Origin of the sequence: Bradyrhizobium sp. USDA 241 (genome assembly GCF_049739505.1) — a bacterium.
Classification (GTDB): domain Bacteria; phylum Pseudomonadota; class Alphaproteobacteria; order Rhizobiales; family Xanthobacteraceae; genus Bradyrhizobium; species Bradyrhizobium liaoningense.
The window spans coordinates 489,217-506,492 of sequence record NZ_JBMGPZ010000002.1 but is presented as its reverse complement, the minus strand read 5'-3'; the positions used below and the strand labels follow the sequence as shown (position 1 = coordinate 506,492).

Annotated in this window: 16 protein-coding genes; 6 read left to right on the top strand and 10 right to left on the bottom strand. The window is 64.8% G+C overall.

Translation table 11 applies throughout. The features are described 5' to 3' along the window. The first annotated feature begins 65 nt into the window (after positions 1 to 65). Both ABIF91_RS03215 and ABIF91_RS03210 read left to right on the top strand, forming a co-directional pair. Complete coding sequence (locus tag ABIF91_RS03215; protein WP_028177826.1) at positions 66 to 2,429, top strand: transketolase; 2,364 nt, start codon at positions 66 to 68, stop codon at positions 2,427 to 2,429. Positions 2,430 to 2,678: 249 nt separating this feature from the next. Further along, on the top strand, positions 2,679 to 4,109 hold the full coding sequence (locus ABIF91_RS03210; RefSeq protein ID WP_028177827.1) for an aldehyde dehydrogenase family protein: 1,431 nt from the start codon (positions 2,679 to 2,681) through the stop codon (positions 4,107 to 4,109). 313 nt (positions 4,110 to 4,422) lie between these two features. On the opposite strand, the gene ABIF91_RS03205 is transcribed toward ABIF91_RS03210, so the two are convergent. Further along, a complete protein-coding gene (locus ABIF91_RS03205; protein ID WP_028177828.1) occupies positions 4,423 to 5,391 on the bottom strand; it encodes an SMP-30/gluconolactonase/LRE family protein in 969 nt (322 codons plus the stop codon). A 92-nt stretch (positions 5,392 to 5,483) separates the two neighbouring features. Here ABIF91_RS03205 and ABIF91_RS03200 point away from each other — a divergent pair, with 92 nt between their 5' ends. Next, on the top strand, positions 5,484 to 6,308 hold the full coding sequence (locus tag ABIF91_RS03200; RefSeq protein ID WP_028177829.1) for an NAD-dependent epimerase/dehydratase family protein: 825 nt from the start codon (positions 5,484 to 5,486) through the stop codon (positions 6,306 to 6,308). A gap of 7 nt (positions 6,309 to 6,315) precedes the next feature. On the opposite strand, the gene ABIF91_RS03195 is transcribed toward ABIF91_RS03200, so the two are convergent. From ABIF91_RS03195 to ABIF91_RS03175, 5 genes are read right to left on the bottom strand one after another with little or no spacing between them, the layout of a single operon-like run. Continuing rightward, positions 6,316 to 6,726 carry a cupin domain-containing protein gene (locus ABIF91_RS03195; protein WP_028177830.1) on the bottom strand — a complete coding sequence of 137 codons (411 nt, stop codon included), beginning with the start codon at positions 6,724 to 6,726 and terminating at the stop codon, positions 6,316 to 6,318. 43 nt (positions 6,727 to 6,769) lie between these two features. Next, the gene (locus ABIF91_RS03190) at positions 6,770 to 7,225 is read right to left on the bottom strand and encodes a carboxymuconolactone decarboxylase family protein (RefSeq protein WP_028177831.1); all 456 of its coding nucleotides are present in this window, start codon (positions 7,223 to 7,225) and stop codon (positions 6,770 to 6,772) included. Then, a complete protein-coding gene (locus ABIF91_RS03185) occupies positions 7,218 to 7,664 on the bottom strand; it encodes a cupin domain-containing protein (protein ID WP_028177832.1) in 447 nt (148 codons plus the stop codon). The genes ABIF91_RS03190 and ABIF91_RS03185 overlap by 8 nt, the downstream gene beginning before the upstream one ends. A gap of 51 nt (positions 7,665 to 7,715) precedes the next feature. Then, entirely contained in the window at positions 7,716 to 8,249 is a 534-nt protein-coding gene (locus ABIF91_RS03180; RefSeq protein WP_028177833.1) for a YkgB family protein, read from the bottom strand. A 30-nt stretch (positions 8,250 to 8,279) separates the two neighbouring features. Then, positions 8,280 to 9,092, bottom strand: coding sequence for an SDR family NAD(P)-dependent oxidoreductase (locus ABIF91_RS03175; protein ID WP_028177834.1), 813 nt, complete (start codon positions 9,090 to 9,092; stop codon positions 8,280 to 8,282). 101 nt (positions 9,093 to 9,193) lie between these two features. On the opposite strand from ABIF91_RS03175, the gene ABIF91_RS03170 reads away from it, so the two are divergent. Beyond that, positions 9,194 to 10,126 carry a LysR family transcriptional regulator gene (locus ABIF91_RS03170; protein ID WP_028177835.1) on the top strand — a complete coding sequence of 311 codons (933 nt, stop codon included), beginning with the start codon at positions 9,194 to 9,196 and terminating at the stop codon, positions 10,124 to 10,126. Between the two features lie 18 nt (positions 10,127 to 10,144). On the opposite strand, the gene ABIF91_RS03165 is transcribed toward ABIF91_RS03170, so the two are convergent. Together ABIF91_RS03165 and ABIF91_RS03160 are read right to left on the bottom strand one after the other, a co-directional pair. Next, positions 10,145 to 11,038: a hypothetical protein gene (locus ABIF91_RS03165; RefSeq protein ID WP_424578754.1), complete on the bottom strand. Its 894-nt coding sequence runs from the start codon at positions 11,036 to 11,038 to the stop codon at positions 10,145 to 10,147. A gap of 485 nt (positions 11,039 to 11,523) precedes the next feature. Continuing rightward, positions 11,524 to 12,450, bottom strand: coding sequence for a hypothetical protein (locus tag ABIF91_RS03160; RefSeq protein ID WP_028177838.1), 927 nt, complete (start codon positions 12,448 to 12,450; stop codon positions 11,524 to 11,526). 221 nt (positions 12,451 to 12,671) lie between these two features. Between ABIF91_RS03160 and ABIF91_RS03155 the strand changes: the two genes are divergently transcribed. Next, positions 12,672 to 14,375: an IlvD/Edd family dehydratase gene (locus ABIF91_RS03155; protein ID WP_424578753.1), complete on the top strand. Its 1,704-nt coding sequence runs from the start codon at positions 12,672 to 12,674 to the stop codon at positions 14,373 to 14,375. A gap of 106 nt (positions 14,376 to 14,481) precedes the next feature. On the opposite strand, the gene ABIF91_RS03150 is transcribed toward ABIF91_RS03155, so the two are convergent. Together ABIF91_RS03150 and ABIF91_RS03145 are read right to left on the bottom strand one after the other, a co-directional pair. After that, positions 14,482 to 15,033, bottom strand: coding sequence for a histidine phosphatase family protein (locus tag ABIF91_RS03150; protein WP_424578752.1), 552 nt, complete (start codon positions 15,031 to 15,033; stop codon positions 14,482 to 14,484). After that, positions 15,030 to 15,824 (bottom strand): enoyl-CoA hydratase/isomerase family protein, encoded by a 795-nt coding sequence (locus ABIF91_RS03145; protein WP_028180779.1) that lies wholly within the window; start codon positions 15,822 to 15,824, stop codon positions 15,030 to 15,032. Before ABIF91_RS03145 ends, ABIF91_RS03150 begins: the two co-directional genes overlap by 4 nt. A gap of 228 nt (positions 15,825 to 16,052) precedes the next feature. Between ABIF91_RS03145 and ABIF91_RS03140 the strand changes: the two genes are divergently transcribed. Next, positions 16,053 to 17,273: an NAD(P)/FAD-dependent oxidoreductase gene (locus tag ABIF91_RS03140; protein WP_028180780.1), complete on the top strand. Its 1,221-nt coding sequence runs from the start codon at positions 16,053 to 16,055 to the stop codon at positions 17,271 to 17,273. Positions 17,274 to 17,276: the final 3 nt, after the last annotated feature.

Here is a 17,276-nt window from a genome sequence, read left to right as displayed (position 1 = left end):
AAAAATTGAGAAGTTTGGCGCGGCCCGCAGGGGTATGATCGGTGCTTATTTCCCGGAGCATCGCCATGCCCGTTGATCCCGCTCGCCTCGACACCCTGACCGCGCTTGCCCGCAAGGCGCTGTGGCTATCGTCCTGGACCATCCACCACGCCAACCACATCCGCGCCAATGCGGACGGCCTCAAGGTCGGCGGCCACCAGGCCTCCTCCGCCTCGCTCGCGACCATCATGTCCGCGCTGTACTTCCACGTGCTGCGGCCGGAGGACCGCGTCGCGGTGAAGCCGCATGCGAGCCCGGTGTTCCACGCCATCCAGTATCTGTTCGGCCGCCAGACCCGTGAGAAGCTGGAGAATTTTCGCGGCTTCAAGGGCGCGCAGTCCTATCCGTCGCGCACCAAGGACGTCGACGACGTCGATTTCTCCACCGGCTCGGTCGGCCTCGGCGTCGCGCAGACGCTGTTCTCTTCGCTGGTGCAGGACTACGTCAAGGCGCATGGCTGGATGAAGGACCGCCGCGAAGGCCGGATGATCGCCCTCGTCGGTGACGCCGAGATGGACGAGGGCAACATCTTCGAGGCTCTGGCAGAGGGCTGGAAGCACGGCCTGCGCAACACCTGGTGGGTGGTCGACTACAACAGGCAGTCGCTCGACGCCGTCGTCCGCGAAGGGCTCTGGGAAAAGTTCGAGACCATGTTCCGCAATTTCGGCTGGGACGTGGTGATCGTGAAGTACGGCCGCCTGATGCGCGAGGCCTTTGCGGAAGCAGGCGGCGAAGCCTTGAAGCGCTGGATCGACAACTGCCCGAACGCGCTCTACGCGGCGCTGTGCTTCCAGGGCGGTGCGGCCTTCCGCAAGCATCTGCACGACGAGATCGGCGACCAGGGCCCGATCACGAAGCTGATCGACAGGCGCAGCGACGAGGAGCTGCTGGCGCTGATGTCGAATCTCGGTGGCCACGACATGGCGAGCATGCTGGAGGCGTTCGACTCCATCGATCACGATCGCCCGGTCTGCTTCATCGCCTACACCATCAAGGGCGTCGGCCTGCCGTTCCAGGGCCACAAGGACAACCACGCCGGCCTGATGACGGTCGCGCAGATGGAGAAATATCGCGACAGCCAGAACATCCGGCCCGGACACGAATGGGACAAGTTCGAAGGGCTGGCGCAGGATGCGGACGAACTCGAAGCTTTCCTTGCACGGGTGCCGTTCAACCAGGACGGCCGCCGGCTGACGGCTCCCGTCGTCGAGGTGCCCCAGCAACTCGCCTTCAAGCCGTCGCCGCAGATGTCGACCCAGCAGGGCTTTGGCCTCGTGCTCAACGAGATCGCGCGCAGCGACGGCGAACTGGCAAAGCGCATCGTCACGACATCGCCCGACGTCACCGTCTCGACCAATCTCGGCCCTTGGGTCAACCGCCGCGGGCTGTTCGCGCGCGCCGAGAAGGCGGACTTATTCCGCAGCGAGAAAATTCCCTCGACCTACAATTGGGACGCCTCGCCCAAGGGCCAGCATCTCGAGCTCGGCATTGCCGAGATGAACCTGTTCATCATGCTCTCCGCGCTCGGCCTGTCGCACCAGATCAACGGCGAGCGGCTGCTGCCGGTCGGCACGCTCTACGATCCCTTCATCGAGCGCGGCCTCGATGCGCTGAACTATGCCTGCTATCAGGATGCCCGCTTCATGGTGGCGGCGACGCCGTCCGGCATCACGCTCGCGCCGGAGGGCGGCGCGCACCAGTCGATCGCGACGCCGCTGATCGGCATGGCGCAGGATGGCCTGGCTTCATTTGAGCCGGCCTTTGTCGACGAGCTCGCGGTGATCATGGCGTTCGGTTTTGAGCACATGCAGCGCGAGGCGGGCGAGGGCGGGTCGGTTTATTTGCGGCTTTCCACGCGCAGCATCGAGCAGGCGCAGCGCATCATGACGCCGGAACTGGGGCAGGGCATCACCGACGGTGCCTATTGGCTGCGCAAGCCGGGCCCGAATGCCGAAGTCGTGATCGCCTATACCGGCGCAGTCGCGCCGGAAGCGATCGAGGCCACCGGCTTCATCGGTGAGAGCCGCCGCGACGTCGGCCTGCTCGCGATCACCTCGGCGGATCGTCTCCACGCCGGTTGGACCGCCGCGCGGAAATTGCGGCGCGACCGCCGCGGCGTCCAGCATCTCAGCCACATCGAGAAGCTGCTGGCGCCGCTGCCGCGCGACTGCGGCATCGTGACCGTGATCGACGGCCATCCTGCCGCGCTCGGCTGGCTCGGCAGCGTCCGCGGCCACCGCGTCGAGGCGCTCGGCGTCGAGCAGTTCGGCCAGACCGGCAGCATCGCGGACCTTTATCGGCACTACGGCATCGACGCCAACGCCATCATCGATGCGGCCGAAAGCCTCACCACCGGTGCGCCGGTGCTGCACCGGAAGATGGCGGTGTAATCGAGGTAACCACGGTGTCATTCCGGGGCGGCTCGGAGGGCCGAACCCGGAATCTCGAGATTCCGGGTTCGATGCTTCGCATCGCCCCGGAATGACTGCTGAGAGAATCTTGCCACGTTCCCGCCATCGGCTCATATAGCCTCCGCTCGCCGCAACGCTGGCCCCGCATATGGCGGGTTCAATTGCCGGCGCTTTCGTGCAAGGATGCCTGCCGAAACGCCCCCTCCAAGCCCCAAGAAGAGGTTAACGATGGTCAATCGCATGCAATTCTACATCGACGGCGCCTGGGTCGATCCCGCCGTCAAGAAGTCCACCGCCGTGGTCAATCCGGCGACGGAAGAGGCGATGTACGAGGTTGCGCTGGGCTCCAAGGCCGACGTGGACAAGGCCGTCGCCGCCGCCAAGCGCGCTTTTGCCACCTTCTCCCAGACCAGCCGCGAGGAGCGCGTTGCGCTGCTGTCGAAGGTCATCGAGGTCTACAAGGGCCGTCTCAAGGAGATCGGCGCTGCTGTCTCCGACGAGATGGGCGCGCCGCTGCCGATGGCGGAAAAGCTCCAAGCCGGCGCCGGCCTCGGCCATCTCATGACCACGCTCGACGTGCTCAAGAACTATCATTTCGAGGAGCCGGTCGGCACCGCCATGGTGCTGCGCGAGCCGATCGGCGTGGTCGGCATGATCACGCCCTGGAACTGGCCGCTGAACCAGATCGCCTGCAAGGTCGCGCCCGCGCTCGCCGCCGGCTGCACCATGATCCTCAAGCCGTCGGAATTCACCCCGACCTCGGCGCTGATCTTCGCGGAAATCCTCCATGAAGCCGGTGTGCCCAAAGGCGTGTTCAACCTCGTCAACGGTCTCGGCCCCGAGGTCGGCGCCGCCATGAGCGAGCACCCCGACATCGACATGATCTCCTTCACCGGCTCGACCCGCGCCGGCATCGACGTGGCCAAGCGCGCGGCACCGACCGTGAAGCGCGTCAGCCAGGAGCTCGGCGGCAAGTCGCCGAACGTCATCCTCGAAGGCGCCGACCTGCAGAAGGCGGTGACCGGCGGCGTGATGCACATGTTCAACAACTCCGGCCAGTCCTGCAACGCGCCCTCGCGCATGATCGTGCCGCTGTCGAAGATGAAGGAAGTCGCCGCGATCGCGAAGGCCGTGGCCGACAAGACCAAGGCCGGCGATCCCCGCGCCGAAGGCACCACCATCGGCCCGGTCGTCAACCGCGGCCAGTGGGACAAGATCCAGGGCCTGATCAAGAAGGGCATCGACGAGGGCGCTACCCTCGTCGCCGGCGGCCCGGGCCTGCCCGAGGGTGTCAACAAGGGCTTCTACGTCCGTCCGACCATCTTCGCCGACGTCACTCCTGACATGACCATCGCCCGCGAAGAGATTTTCGGACCGGTGCTGACCATCATCGGCGCCAAGGACGAAGCCGACGCCGTGCAGATTGCCAACGACACGCCCTACGGCCTCGCCGGATACGTCACGGGTGCGACCGTCGAGGACGCCAAACGTGTCGGCCGCCAGATCCGTGCCGGCAACGTCAACCTCCAGGGCGTGCCCAACGACCGCACCGCTCCGTTCGGCGGCTACAAGCAGTCGGGCAACGGCCGTGAGTGGGGCAAGTTCGGTCTCGAGGATTTCCTCGAAGTGAAGGCCGTTGCCGGCTTCAACGCGGCGTAAGCATAGTCGCGTGAACCAACATGACGCCGGAGCGGGAAACTGCTCCGGCGTTTTTGTTTTGCGCCGTCGTCATGCGAGCGAAGCGAAGCAATCCAGAGTCCCTCCGCAAAAACAGCCTGGATTGCTTCGTCGCAAGAGCTCCTCGCAATGACGGAGGAGAGAGGAGCGCCTATCCTCCCACCGCGCCCGGCGTATTCACATACAGATCTCGTAGGGTGGGCAAAGGCGCGCGCTTCGCGCGACGTGCCCACCATTCAGAAGTGGTGGGCACGCTTCGCTTTGCCCACCCTACGAGACCTCCTTTGCGGAGCGCCTATCCCCCCACCGCGCCCTGCGTGTTGACATACAGCGCGTAGATCGACTGGCTCGCGGCCATGAACAGGCGGTTGCGCTTGACGCCGCCGAAGCAGAGATTGGCGCAGCGTTCGGGCAGCGCGATGCGGCCGATCATGACGCCGTCGGGCGCGAACACCACGACGCCGTCGAGCTCGGGATCGCCCATGCCCCAGCCGCACCAGAGATTGCCGTCGATGTCGCAGCGCATGCCGTCGGGCGTGCCGGGACCTGCATCGATGTGGACGCGCTTGCTGGAAATCGTGGTGCCGTCGGCCGAGACGTCATAGGCGAGGATCTTGCGGTTCGGCACCCCGCGTGACTCCACGACGTAGAGGATCTTCTCGTCCGGCGAGAAGCACAGCCCGTTCGGACCGAGCACGCCTTCGGCGACGATCGTCGCCCTGCCGGTCGCGGGATCGAGCCGGTAGACGTTCGGCTCGATCTCGGGTTCTGCCGTGTAGCCCTCGTAATTGCCGAGCAGGCCGAAGGTGGGATCGGTGAACCAGATCGAGCCGTCGGACTTCACCACGACGTCGTTCGGCGAGTTGAGCCGCTTGCCGTCGAACGAGTCGATCAGCACGGTGATGCTACCGTCATACTCGGTGCGGACAACGCGCCGCCCGCCATGCTCGCAGGTGATGAGCCGCCCCTGCCGGTCGCGGGTGTTGCCATTGGCGAAGTTCGAGGGCTTGCGGAACACGCTGACGGCGCCGGTCTCTTCCTCCCATTTGAGGATGCGCTGGTTCGGAATGTCGCTGCAGAGCAGATAGCGCCCGTCGCCGAACCACACCGGACCCTCGGCCCAGCGCAAGCCGGTCGCCAGCCGCTCCACCGCCGAAAGTTTCAGCCAGTATTTTTCGAAGCGGGGATCGAGTGCCTTGATCGCGGGATCAGGGTAATAGGTCGCCGGCCGCCAGCCTTGGTTATGGGACGATGCATCGTTCATGTACGGTTCTCGTCGTTGCGTTCCCTCTGTCCAAGTCTGCTAGCATCAGATATCCATGGCCGCAAATCGGCCGCTAGAGATGAGGGAAAAATATGCCGCGCATCTTGATGACGGGAGCTTCGGGCGGAATCGGAACGCGCCTGCGCAAACTGCTGCCGCAGATCTATCCGGATCTGCTGCTGTCCGATATCAAGCCACCCGCCGATCTCGGAGCCAACGAAACGTTCAAGGCGGCGGACCTCGCCGATCTCGCGCAGTGCGAGGCGATTTGCGAGGGCGTCGACGGCATCCTCCATTTCGGCGGCTATTCGGTCGAAGGCACCTGGGACCAAATCCTCCAGGCCAACATCATCGGCGGCTACAATCTGTTCGAGGCCGCTTATCGCACGGGCGTCAAGCGCGTGGTGTTCGCCTCGTCGAACCACGCCGTCGGCTTCTATCCGCGCCACCACAGGATCGGCACGGACGTCACCGCGCGGCCCGACAGCCGCTACGGCGTCAGCAAGGTGTTCGGCGAGGCCGTCGGCGCGCTCTACGCCGACAAGCACGGGCTGAAGGTGACGTGCCTGCGCATCGGCAATTTCGGCGACATGCCGCTCGACCAGCGTCGGCTCGCGATCTGGCTCAAGCCCGATGATCTGGTGCAGCTCTGCCGCATCGGGCTCGAACATCCCGACATCCATTTCGAGGTCTTCTACGGTGCCTCTTTCAACGAGCGTGCCTGGTGGGACAATCACCGCGCCTACGAGCTCGGCTATCGCCCGACCGGCCGCGCCGAAGATTTCCGTGAGCACGCGATGGCGGAGCAGGCCAAGCTGAAGCCGGACCCGGTCGGCGATTATTTCCAGGGCGGCACGTTCTGCAGCATGGAGTTCGATGCCGACCCAGGCCGCGTGATCGACTGGACCAAGCGTTAGAAGCGGCTCACCTGCCGAGCGTCAACAGCGGCTTGCCTGTCTCGACAATGTAGGTCGCAAGCTCCGCCGCGTTGCCGCTGCCGACGTTCGTCACCGCGTGATGCACTCCGTGAGGAATGAGCAGCACGTCGCCGGCCTTCAGGATCACCGGCGGCCTGCCGTCGAGCCGATACTCCAGCTCGCCTTCGATCATATAGACGAGCTCTTCGCCCGGGTGACTGTGCCTGACGGCGACAACGCCCGGAGGAAAATCGACGCGGACCTGGACGACCTCGCGTCCGGGGACGCTCAGAGCTTCCTTCATGAGATGTGTGCGCTTGATGTCTCCCAGCCGTGGCTCTTCGGATCGGGCGGCGAGCGAAGTCAGGCCGGTTGCGGCGATCAGCGCCGCCGCAACGATGATTCCATATCTCTTCATGTGAATGGCCTTTCGGTTGTGCGCGACGTTGCGCGAGTGTCGATCAGGCGGCGGCCACTGCGGCAGGTGTTGCGCGAAAGCTGATGGCCATGCGGTTGTAGGCATTCATCAGGCTGATGGCGATCGTGAGGTCCACAAGCTCACGCTCCTCGAACACGGCGCGTACGGCTTGGTATGCCTCGTCGGGCACGCCCGTCTCGGCAACCCGTGTCACCGTTTCCGCCCAGGCCAGGGCAGCCCGTTCGCGGTCGTCGAAGAGATTGCCGGCCTCGCGCCATGCCTGCAGCAGCGCGATCTTCTCGACCTTTTCTCCCTTCTTGAGCAGGTCGCGGGTGTGCATGTCCAGGCAGTAGGCGCAGTTGTTGATCTGAGAGATCCGCAGATAAACCAGCTCGATCAGCGTGGCGGAGAGCCGGCTCTGCAGGACGTAGCCGTAGACGCCGCCGAGCGCCTTGATGCCTGCCGGCGCGACCTGGTTGTAGTCGAGACGCTTACTCATGTTTCTCTCCTTGACGGTGACCCTGCTGGACGGCAGTGGTCAGATCCTTCTCGCTGCTGTCGACGACGAACACTGCGAGCAGGCTTGCGGGTTTGGACCGGCTCGCATTGCGGCTGACGGGATGACGGGAGCCCGGCGGCTCGTAAAAGCTCTCACCGGTGCGGTAGACCCGTCTGGGTCCGTCGTTCACCTGAGATTCGATTGCGCCTGACAGCACGTAGCCGAAGATGAAGGCCGACTTGGCGTGGATGTGCGAAGGCGACGCTCCGCCAGGTGCGTAGTTCACAACCAGGGCGACGACTGACTTGCCCGGGATATTGGGGATCGATTGCTCGAAGTGCGGCGTGACCGTTTCGCCGATGCCGTGGGCGGCGCTGGGCGCCGCACCCGCAATGGCAATGGCAGCGAAAGCCGCCCCGAAGATGAATGGCACTTTCATGGAGGGTCTCCTGTTTTCGAATTCGTGTCTGTTGCGCTGTGGGGTGAGTTCTCACCTGCGGATGGCGGCCTTCAGCGAGTCCGTGAACACCCAGAAGGAGGCGGCGAACAGGCCGACGTCCTTCAGCAGGAACTGCCCCGGAGCGACCGTGATCGCGGGCGCCCCGAGTTCCGGCACGACGACGCCGGGCGTCGAGATCATGAAGCTCAGCGTGGTGACGAACAGCCCCGCCGACAAAAGCCCGCCGGCCGCGGAATAGATCGGACTGGACAGCCGGAGCGCGATCAGAAGCCCGATGCTCAGTTCGACTAAGCCGAGAAAGGTCGAGAAGCCGCGGACCGAAAACAGCGCGTAGAACCAGCGCAACAGTGGGCTGTTCTCCACCAGAGGCACCAGCCCCTGTGCTTCGTAGTCGGTGAACTTCATCCCGCCGAACCAGGCATAGATGATTGCAAGCGATGCATAGAGACCGATCCGGCTGACCGGTTCGGCGTAGGCGAGCAGGCGTTCAGACTGGTCGCGCCAGCTGATGGTGCGGCTCAGCGCGATAGGTGAGGTGGGCGAGTGGCTGATGATGCGTGACATGGTTGTCTCCGTTTTGATGCTGGGTTTCGCTCACGCATTCACGTGCGTGTGCAGGTTGTAGCGAGGGGCGGGAATGGCGCTCGAGAGCTTGTTCGTCATGGCGAGCCGCGTGCTCTCGTGGCGATCCCACGCGGACCGGTCGGCCAGCGCCGGGATCGTCACGACCTCGCCGAGGTCGAGACCCGCGAGCGCCGCGTCGACCATGTCGTCGGCCGACATGACGATCTCGGCGGGCAGTTGGTGGACCGGTGTACCGGCGACATCCCAAAACTCGGTTGCAGTGGCGCCCGGCAGCACGGCTTGCACGCGGATGCCCTTGCCGGCGAGCTCGTGAACGAGTGACTGGGTGAAGGCGAGCACGAAGGCTTTCGAGCCGCCGTAGACGCCGTTCAGCAGTTCCGGCGCGATCGCGGCGATGGAGGCGATGTTGATGATTGTACCGTGGCCGCGGTCGATGAATCCGGGGACCGCCGCGTGGGTCAGGCGCGTGAGCGCGCCGACGTTGAGGCGGATCATGTCCTCCATCTTGTCGATGTCGGAGGCGATCAGCGGGGCTGAGGCGCCGACGCCGGCGTTGTTGACCAGCACCGAGATGCCGGGCTCGGTTCTGAGGAGTTGCTCGACATGGCGCAGGTCGGACGGGGAGGTGAGATCGGCTTGCACCGTCTCTACCTTGCCGCCGCTTTCATTGGCGAGCCTGCGCGCCAGCGATGCGAGCCGCTGCCTGTTGCGCGCAACGAGGATGAGGTCGTGGCCGCGCTTCGCCAGGCGGTCGGCGTAGATCGCGCCGATTCCGGTCGAAGCACCAGTGATGAGGGCCGTGCCTTTTCTGGTCTGGGTCATTTTCGTCTCTCCGTTTCGGTGCGGAGAGGAATAGGCACTTCCGGAAATGATCGGTATCTGGCAAATCCGGGATCTATCCTTCCAGAATATGGAAGACCCAGATGGATCGTCTCGAAAGCATGTCGGTGGTTTTGGCGGTGGCGGAGGCCGGCAGCCTGTCCGCCGCCGCACGCCGCCAGAAAATGCCGCTGGCAACAGTGAGCCGGAAGGTCTCGGAGCTCGAGGAGCACCTGCGCACCAAGCTGTTTCACCGATCGAGCCGCGTCCTCGTTCCCACCGATGCCGGGCGCTCCTACATCGCCGCAGCTAAGCGAATTCTTGCCGATCTCGCCGAGGCCGAGCGGGTTGCTTCCGGCGAATACACCACGCCGCGCGGAGATCTGAGTGTCACGACGCTCGTCGCACTCGGCCGCCTCTGCCTGCAGCCGATCCTGGCCGAGTTCCTTGCAGCCTTCCCGGAGGTCGACGTTCAGCTCAACTTGCAGGACCGGACGCTCAATCTCCTGGACGAGCACATTGACGTCGCGCTTCGCGTCGGCGAACTCGCCGACAGCGGCCTGATCGCCGTGCGCGTGGGAGACATTCGCCGCGTGGCATGCGCCAGCCCGGCCTATCTGGAATTACGCGGGATACCGCAGTCTCCCGACGACCTCTCTGCGCATGACTGCATCAGCTATCCTCCGCTTCAGTCGCCGAATGTCTGGAGGTTCAAACGCGGGCAGACCGAGTATGCTGTCCCGGTGCGGTCGCGCTTCATTGCGAGCAATCTCGAATCGGCCTTCGATGCGGCACGCGCAGGCATAGGGGTCACCGTCGCGTTCTCATACCTCGTCGCCGACCCGCTGCGGTCGGGAGAACTCGTCGCGCTTCTGCAGGACTTTCAGCCGCCGCCGCAGCCGGTCAACTTCGTTTATTCGCCCAACCGCTTCATGCCGGCCAAACTGCGAGCCTTTCTCGATTTTGCAGTACCGCGCCTGAGGACGCGCCTGGCCGACATGCCCCGGGACGTGGCGTCGCGGAAGCAACGGGCGTGACTGTGTCGGGCGCGGACATCAGAAATGCAGGTTGAGACGCAACAGTGCCTGGTGCCGTTCGAACTGCTCCAGGTTGAGGCTGCGGCCGTCGCCGACCGCGCTGCCTGCAACCTGCATCTGCCAGGTGCCGGAGATGCCGACTTCCTTCGAGATGGTGTAGGAGAAGGTCGGGCCGGCGAAGACCGCATCGCCTACGAAGCGGTCGAGTGCGCCGCCGTCATACGCCCGCGCGTAGCGAACGCCGAGGCCGAGCACGAGCTCGGGCTGCACTGCGTACGAGATCGCTGCCTGCAGCTGCATCTCGGAATCGTGTCGCCAAAGATTGGTGACGATCTCGCGGGTTCCGCCGGTCCCGTACCAGACGTTGAAGGCCGCAAACAGCCTGTCCTTGACCAGCTCGCGATCGAACAGTGCGGCAAACTCTGCGCCATATTGCTGGATATGCACGCCGCTGGCGTCGTCGATCCGGCTCCAGCCGGGCTGTGCGTGAAGGGTGAGCCCAAAGGGTGCGACGGCGCGATCGACCAGCTTGTAGCGCAGTTCAAGCGCGGCGCCGCCGAAAGAGACATCCGAATGATCGGCAAGTCCCGGAACGCCGCTGATGCGCTGTCCGCTCAGTGCAAATCCGGGTGCGATCCGGAAATTGTCCGAGACCGTGTACTTGATCTGATTGAGATTGGCCCAGGCCGCGTAGCTGCCGGAGCGCTTGCCGAACGCGCCGACATTCTCGAACTCGATCTCGATTTCGCCGGGCTTGCCGATGTCGGAGCCCATGCTGAAGCCGAAAATGTGCTCGGTGTCGATCTCCGCGTGGGCTGACGGCAGGTTCTGCGCAGGCTTCGAGGCGGCGTGGCTGAGCGGGTCACGAGGCGTACCATATGTGCGCCCCGGCTTGTCGTCGGCGAAGGCCAAGGCACAGCTCGCCAGCTGACTGGCCACGATCGTTGCCGCCGCTACGGCGCGCGGGAAGCTCAATATTCCAGACACGAACAATTCACCTCTAAGCCGAGACTCGCTGATGGACGGAAGGTCTCAGGCGTGCGCCGACCGTATGCAAATGCAAGTCATTCGCAAGATATTCCATGAAATTGCCCTCGATGCAATTGTTGCGACTCATTCTTAGTTGCGTTCAAGTGTCGCGGCTGGACTGAGCTCCAGCGCAATCGCCTGGGGAGAGGCCGGGGGGCGCCGGGGAATTCGCGCGGGTCAGGCCTCAATTGATGCAAGACCAGCTGGCCGCACCGGCTATGCGAGACCAGTGCGGATCGCGAGCGGCTGGGAAGATTGTGCGGTCCTTGCGCGCTTGTGGGCCACGACGTGCCGGCCGGAGGCATTGACCGTGCTGCCGGCACGGGGCTGCGACAGGACGTCTGCCGAGCCAGTCAAGCTAATCGAAATCAACCTCTGGCGATGTCCCGGCTTATCTTCTGCAATCGTGCAAAGGCGGCCCACGCGTTTGGATACTGGGCGTCTCTTGAATCGATCGTGAGCAGCGCGCGGCAGGCCTCGTTGATGTCGTCCGCTGAAGGACGCATGGAGATGTCGCCTGATGACTCCGCCCGCTTCCAGCGGTCCTCGACCTCTTTCGCCCGGGCCAGTGCTTCCGACGGGGTTCGCTTCCGGGTTGGCTTCGCCAATGCGTGGTCCGGAGGGAATGTGGGCCAGGCGGTGGGAGGCCGATCGGCTCGCCAGTCGCCTTCCTTGGCGGCCTCGCGCTTCGCGGGCGGATTTGCCTGTCCATGTGCGGCATCAGGGGGAACGGTCCGGCCGGCCAACTCACGGATCTGCTGCTCCATTGTCCCGCCAGAGGACGATCCGCCCGCCGAGGGCGCAGGCGCTGTCAGGACGGGCGCAATCGACGTCTGCACGTCGGGGGCAATCTTCTGAACGGTCTTGACGACCGCCGACGCGCCGGGTGACAGAGCCGGCCGCTCTTGCGCGACCTTGTCGTCCTCGGTGGGGCAGGGCCGGTATCCCGAACGCTGACGCGTGATGCGTCCGTCATCATCGATGCGGGCAAAATCAATGGCCACAGTGTAGACGAAAGCGGCGTCGATGACCTGGCCGGACTTGTCCCTTGCCTTGACACCGCCGCAAACATATCTCGCCGCGCCGGCTTCGACTGAACGCAACGCGCCGAATGTGGCCGTCCCTGGATCGATCAGCGCATGTCGAACGGCTGCGCGAGCTTTCATGTGTTCGGTCGATAGCGCGCTGATCAGGACGTCAGGATTGATCAAATCGGGCTGGTAGTACCACACATACTCCACGGCGAAAAATGCTGCGCCGAAAGCCGCTGCGACCAGGACACCGGGTACATTCATGGGAATTTCTCCGGGTGAAGGAACCCGGCATGGTCGTTATCTGTTTCGACACCATTTGCGCTAGAGTCTTCTAACAAGTCGTTAATCGGTTGTGAGGTCGCGAAGAATCTACCAGACGATGGTCCTCGGGAAGGGATGAGCTCCGCCGGATCCATGCGTGCGTCTTGTTGACAATACGGGGCGAGGCGGTACCACCATGGCAAACTGGACGGAGCGACCTGATGACGAGCGGCTTGCGTAAGGGTCTGACGAGCTATGGCGATGCCGGCTTCTCGCTGTTCCTGCGCAAGGCGTTCATCAAGGCCATGGGCTATTCCGACGACGCGCTCGAGCGTCCGATCGTCAGCATCACCAACACCTATAGCGACTACAATCCCTGCCACGGCAACGTCCCGCAGATCATCGAAGCCGCCAAGCGCGGCGTGATGCTGTCCGGCGCGATGCCGTTCGTGTTCCCGACCATCTCGATCGCCGAGAGCTTTGCGCATCCGACCTCGATGTACCTGCGCAACCTGATGGCGATGGACACCGAGGAGATGATCCGCGCCCAGCCGATGGATGCGGTGATCGTGATCGGCGGCTGCGACAAGACGCTGCCGGCGCAGGTGATGGCGGCGATCAGCGCCGACCTGCCGACGGTGGTGATCCCGGTGGGGCCCATGGTGGTCGGCCATCACAAGGGCGAGGTGCTGGGCGCCTGCACCGATTGCCGCCGGCTATGGGCCAAGTATCGCGCCGGCGACATGGACGATGCCGAGATCGAGGCGGTGAACGGGCGCCTCGCGCCGTCGGTCGGCACCTGCATGGTGATGGGCACGGCCTCGACCATGGCCTGCATGATCGAAGCCATGGGCCTGTCGCTACCGATGAGCGCGACGATCCCGGCGCCGCATGCCGAGCGTTTCCGTCTCGCGGAGGCGAGCGGCAAGGTGGCCGCCGAGATGGCGAAGACGAAGGGGCCGAAGCCCAGCGAGTTGCTGACGCCGGCCTCTTTCAGGAATGCGCAGGTCGTCCTTCAGGCGATCGGCGGCTCGACCAATGGCCTGATCCATCTGACCGCGATGGCGCATCGCTCGCCGCACCGGCTCGATCTCGAGGTGTTCGACCGGATCGGCCGCGAGGTGCCGGTGCTGGTCGATCTCAAGCCGTCCGGCGAGCATTACATGGAGCATTTCCATCACGCCGGCGGCGTGCCGAAACTGCTGGCGCAGCTCGGCGATCTCGTCGATCTCGATGCCAGGACCATCTCGGGCCAGACGCTGCGCGATGTCGTGGCGAACGCGGAGGACGTGCCTGGGCAGGACGCGATTCGTTCGCGTGACAACCCGATTAAGAAGGAAGGCGGCCTCGCCATCCTGCACGGCAATCTCGCGCCGCGCGGCGCCGTCATCAAGCAATCGGCCGCGAGTCCGAAGCTGCTGCAGCACACCGGGCGCGCGGTGGTGTTCGAATCCGTCGAGGACATGACCTTGCGGGTCGACGATCCCGATCTCGACGTCACCGCCGACGACGTGCTGGTGCTGCGCAATGCCGGTCCGAAGGGCGCGCCGGGCATGCCGGAAGCCGGCTATCTGCCGATCCCGAAGAAGCTGGCGCGCGGCGGCACCAAGGACATGGTGCGCATTTCGGATGCGCGCATGAGCGGCACCGCGTTCGGCACCATCGTGCTGCATATCACGCCGGAATCCGCCGTCGGCGGGCCGCTGGCGCTGGTCGAGAACGGCGACATGATCCGCCTCGATGTCGAAAAGCGCAGCATCGAGCTGCTGGTCGATGCCGCCGAGCTGGAGCGGCGACGCGCCGCGCCGAAGCTGGCCGCCGTCCCCGAGGAAACGCGGCGCGGCTACGCCTGGCTGTTCAACGAGACCATCATGCAGGCCGACGAGGGCTGCGACTTCGACTTCATGCAGAGGACCGGAAAGTAGACGGAGAAGCGTTGATCGGCCGCGCGAACGAACGCTCGGATCGGCTGCTTCAAATTGCCGGCGGAGACAGGCTGCATCTGTCCTAGGTAACGACCTGCTCGATCCGCTACTGCGCGTCTTCGTGCAGGTAGCGGAACGGCGTGCCGTGGCTGTTCTTGAAATAGCTGCCACATAGTGCGTTTGCCATGGCTTGCATCACGGCGTCGTGGCAGACGAACAGGAGATTGTCGTCGGGATGGCGCGCGAGCCACCCCGAGACGCAGGCCAGCGACCGTCCGGCCATGGCGTCCCAGCTTTCGCCGTCGGCCGGCAGGATCGACACGAGACCCGTCGCGGATTTGACGCCGTGCTTGATCATGAGGTCGCGGACGGGGAGGCCTTCAAAGCTGCCGAAATCGTACTCGATGATGCCGTCGTCGATCGCGAGCGGCACCGCGATCACGTCCGCGATGATCTCGGCCGTCCGCGCCGCGCGTACCAGGGGGCTTGCGACGATGCGGCTGATGCCGACGCCGCGCAGCACGTGCGCGGCCTCGCGCGCTTGTCGCAGGCCATCGTCGTTCAGCGGATTGTCGGTGCGGCCCTGGAATCGCCCCTCGCGATTCCAGTCGGTCGCACCGTGACGGAGGCCGTAGAACGTGCGCGCGGGCCTCGTCACTTCGACTTGCTCGTGAACTTCTTCACGGCGGTGCGGAACGCCTCCGTGTTCATCGCCATGATGATCTTGTGCTCCTCGGCATCGAGCTGCTGCTTCACCGGCGTGGTCGCGGCCTGGTAGACCAGCTGCTTGGTGCCGGCGATCGCGGCCGGCGGATTCTGCGCCAGCCGTTCGGCAAGCTGCCGCGTCGCCGCCTTCAGCTCGGTCGCGGGAACGGTCTTGGCGACCAGGCCCCATTCATAGGCCTGCTGCGCGGTAAAATTGTCCTCGGCGAGAAAAATCTGCAGCGCGCGGCGCGAGCCGACCGTGCCGACGATGCCGACCGTCGAGCCGCCATCCGGCGACACCCCGATCTTGGCATAGGCGGGCGTGAACCTGGCATCGTCGGCGGCGATGCAGAGATCGGTGACGAAGGCGAGGCCCATGCCGGCGCCGGCGGCCGAGCCGTGCACGCTGGAGAGCGAGATCTTCGGCATGCGCCTGACGGTCTCGATGAAGGCATGATAGTGCTTGAGCAGCTCGCCGACGACGGGCGTCACCGTGCCGGCTTCGGCGGCGGCTCCGATCGTCTGCAGGTCGCCGCCGGCGCAGAACGCGCGGCCTTCGCCTTCGAGGACGACGACGCGGATGTCGTCCGCGCCTTCGATATAGGTCGCGAGCTGTTCGAGCTTCTGGGCAATCGCAAGGTTGATCGCGTTGAACGCAGCAGGGCGGTTCAGCGTGATGGTCGCGATCGGGCCGTCGATCCGCAGCAGGGCGGGATCATCGGGTTTTGAGACGGGAGCGGTCATCTGGAAAATCCCCGGCAGGAGGTCGAGACTCGAACTAAATCGCAGAAGGCGAGGGGTGACAATCCCCGGCCGCCGCCCTTGCGCCGGGCGGAACGATAGGCTCAAATGGGCCCGTCTTCGCCAGGGAACGGACACGAGCGCCGGCTCCTCCTAAGGCCAGCAAACCAAAATCAGCGAGAGAGGAGACGGCATGGGTTACGCTCGTGTCTTCCGGAAATGGGCTGTCCAATGACGGGCGGTCCGGTGATCATCGTCGGCGCAGGCCATGGCGGCTATCAGGTCGCGGCATCGCTGCGCCAGGCCGGCTTTTCGGAGCGCATCTGCCTGATCAATGACGAGGCGCATCTGCCCTATCAGCGCCCGCCGCTGTCGAAGGCCTACATCAAGGGCTCTGCGGGGCCGGAGAGCCTGATGTTCCGGCCCGAGAAATTCTATCAGGACCAGAAGATCGAGCTGATTGCGGGCCGCGCCGCCTCGATCGACCGCGCGGGGCACAAGGTGCATCTCGAATCCGGCGAGACGCTGGCTTACGGCCACCTCGTGCTGGCGACCGGCGCGCGCAATCGCCTGCTCGACCTGCCCAATGCCAACCTGCCCGACGTGAGATATTTGCGCATCCTCGACGACAGCGAGGCGCTGCGCAAGATCATGCCGTCGAAGACACGTGCGGTGATCATCGGCGCCGGCTTCATCGGCCTCGAATTCGCCTCCACCGCGCGGATCAAGGGCCTCGAAGTCGATGTGCTCGAGCTCGCCCCGCGCGTGATGGCGCGCGCGGTGACCGCAGAGGTCTCGGAATATTTCCAGGACCGCCATCGCGAGGCTGGCATCCGCATCCATCTCGGCGTGCAGGCCACCTCGATCGAGGCGGAGGGCGGCAAGGTCACCGGCGTTTCCTTGAGCGACGGACGGCATCTGCCGGCCGACCTCGTCGTGGTCGGCGTCGGCGTGCTGCCGAACATCGAGCTCGCGGTCGAGGCGGGGCTGCCGGTCGCGGCCGGCATCATCGTCGACGAATATCTTGCGACGGCCGATCCTGACATCTCGGCGATCGGCGATTGTGCGCTGTTCGCAAGCCCGCGCTTCGGCGGATCGCTGCGGCTGGAATCGGTGCAGAACGCCACCGATCACGCCCGCTGCCTTGCGGCGCGCCTGACCGGCGACAAGAAGCCCTATGACAGTCATCCCTGGTTCTGGAGCGACCAGGGCGACGACAAGCTCCAGATCGCAGGGCTCACCACCGGCTACGACCGCGTCGTGCTGCGCGGAGACCCTGCCAAGAAGGCGTTCTCGGCGTTCTGCTACAAGGGCGACAAGCTGCTCGGCATCGAATCCATCAACCGCGCCGGCGACCACATGTTCGGCCGCCGCTTGCAGGGCATGGATCGCACGATCACGCCGGAGCAGGCCGCGGACGAGAGCTTCGACCTGAAGGGCGCGCTGGCGTGAGCG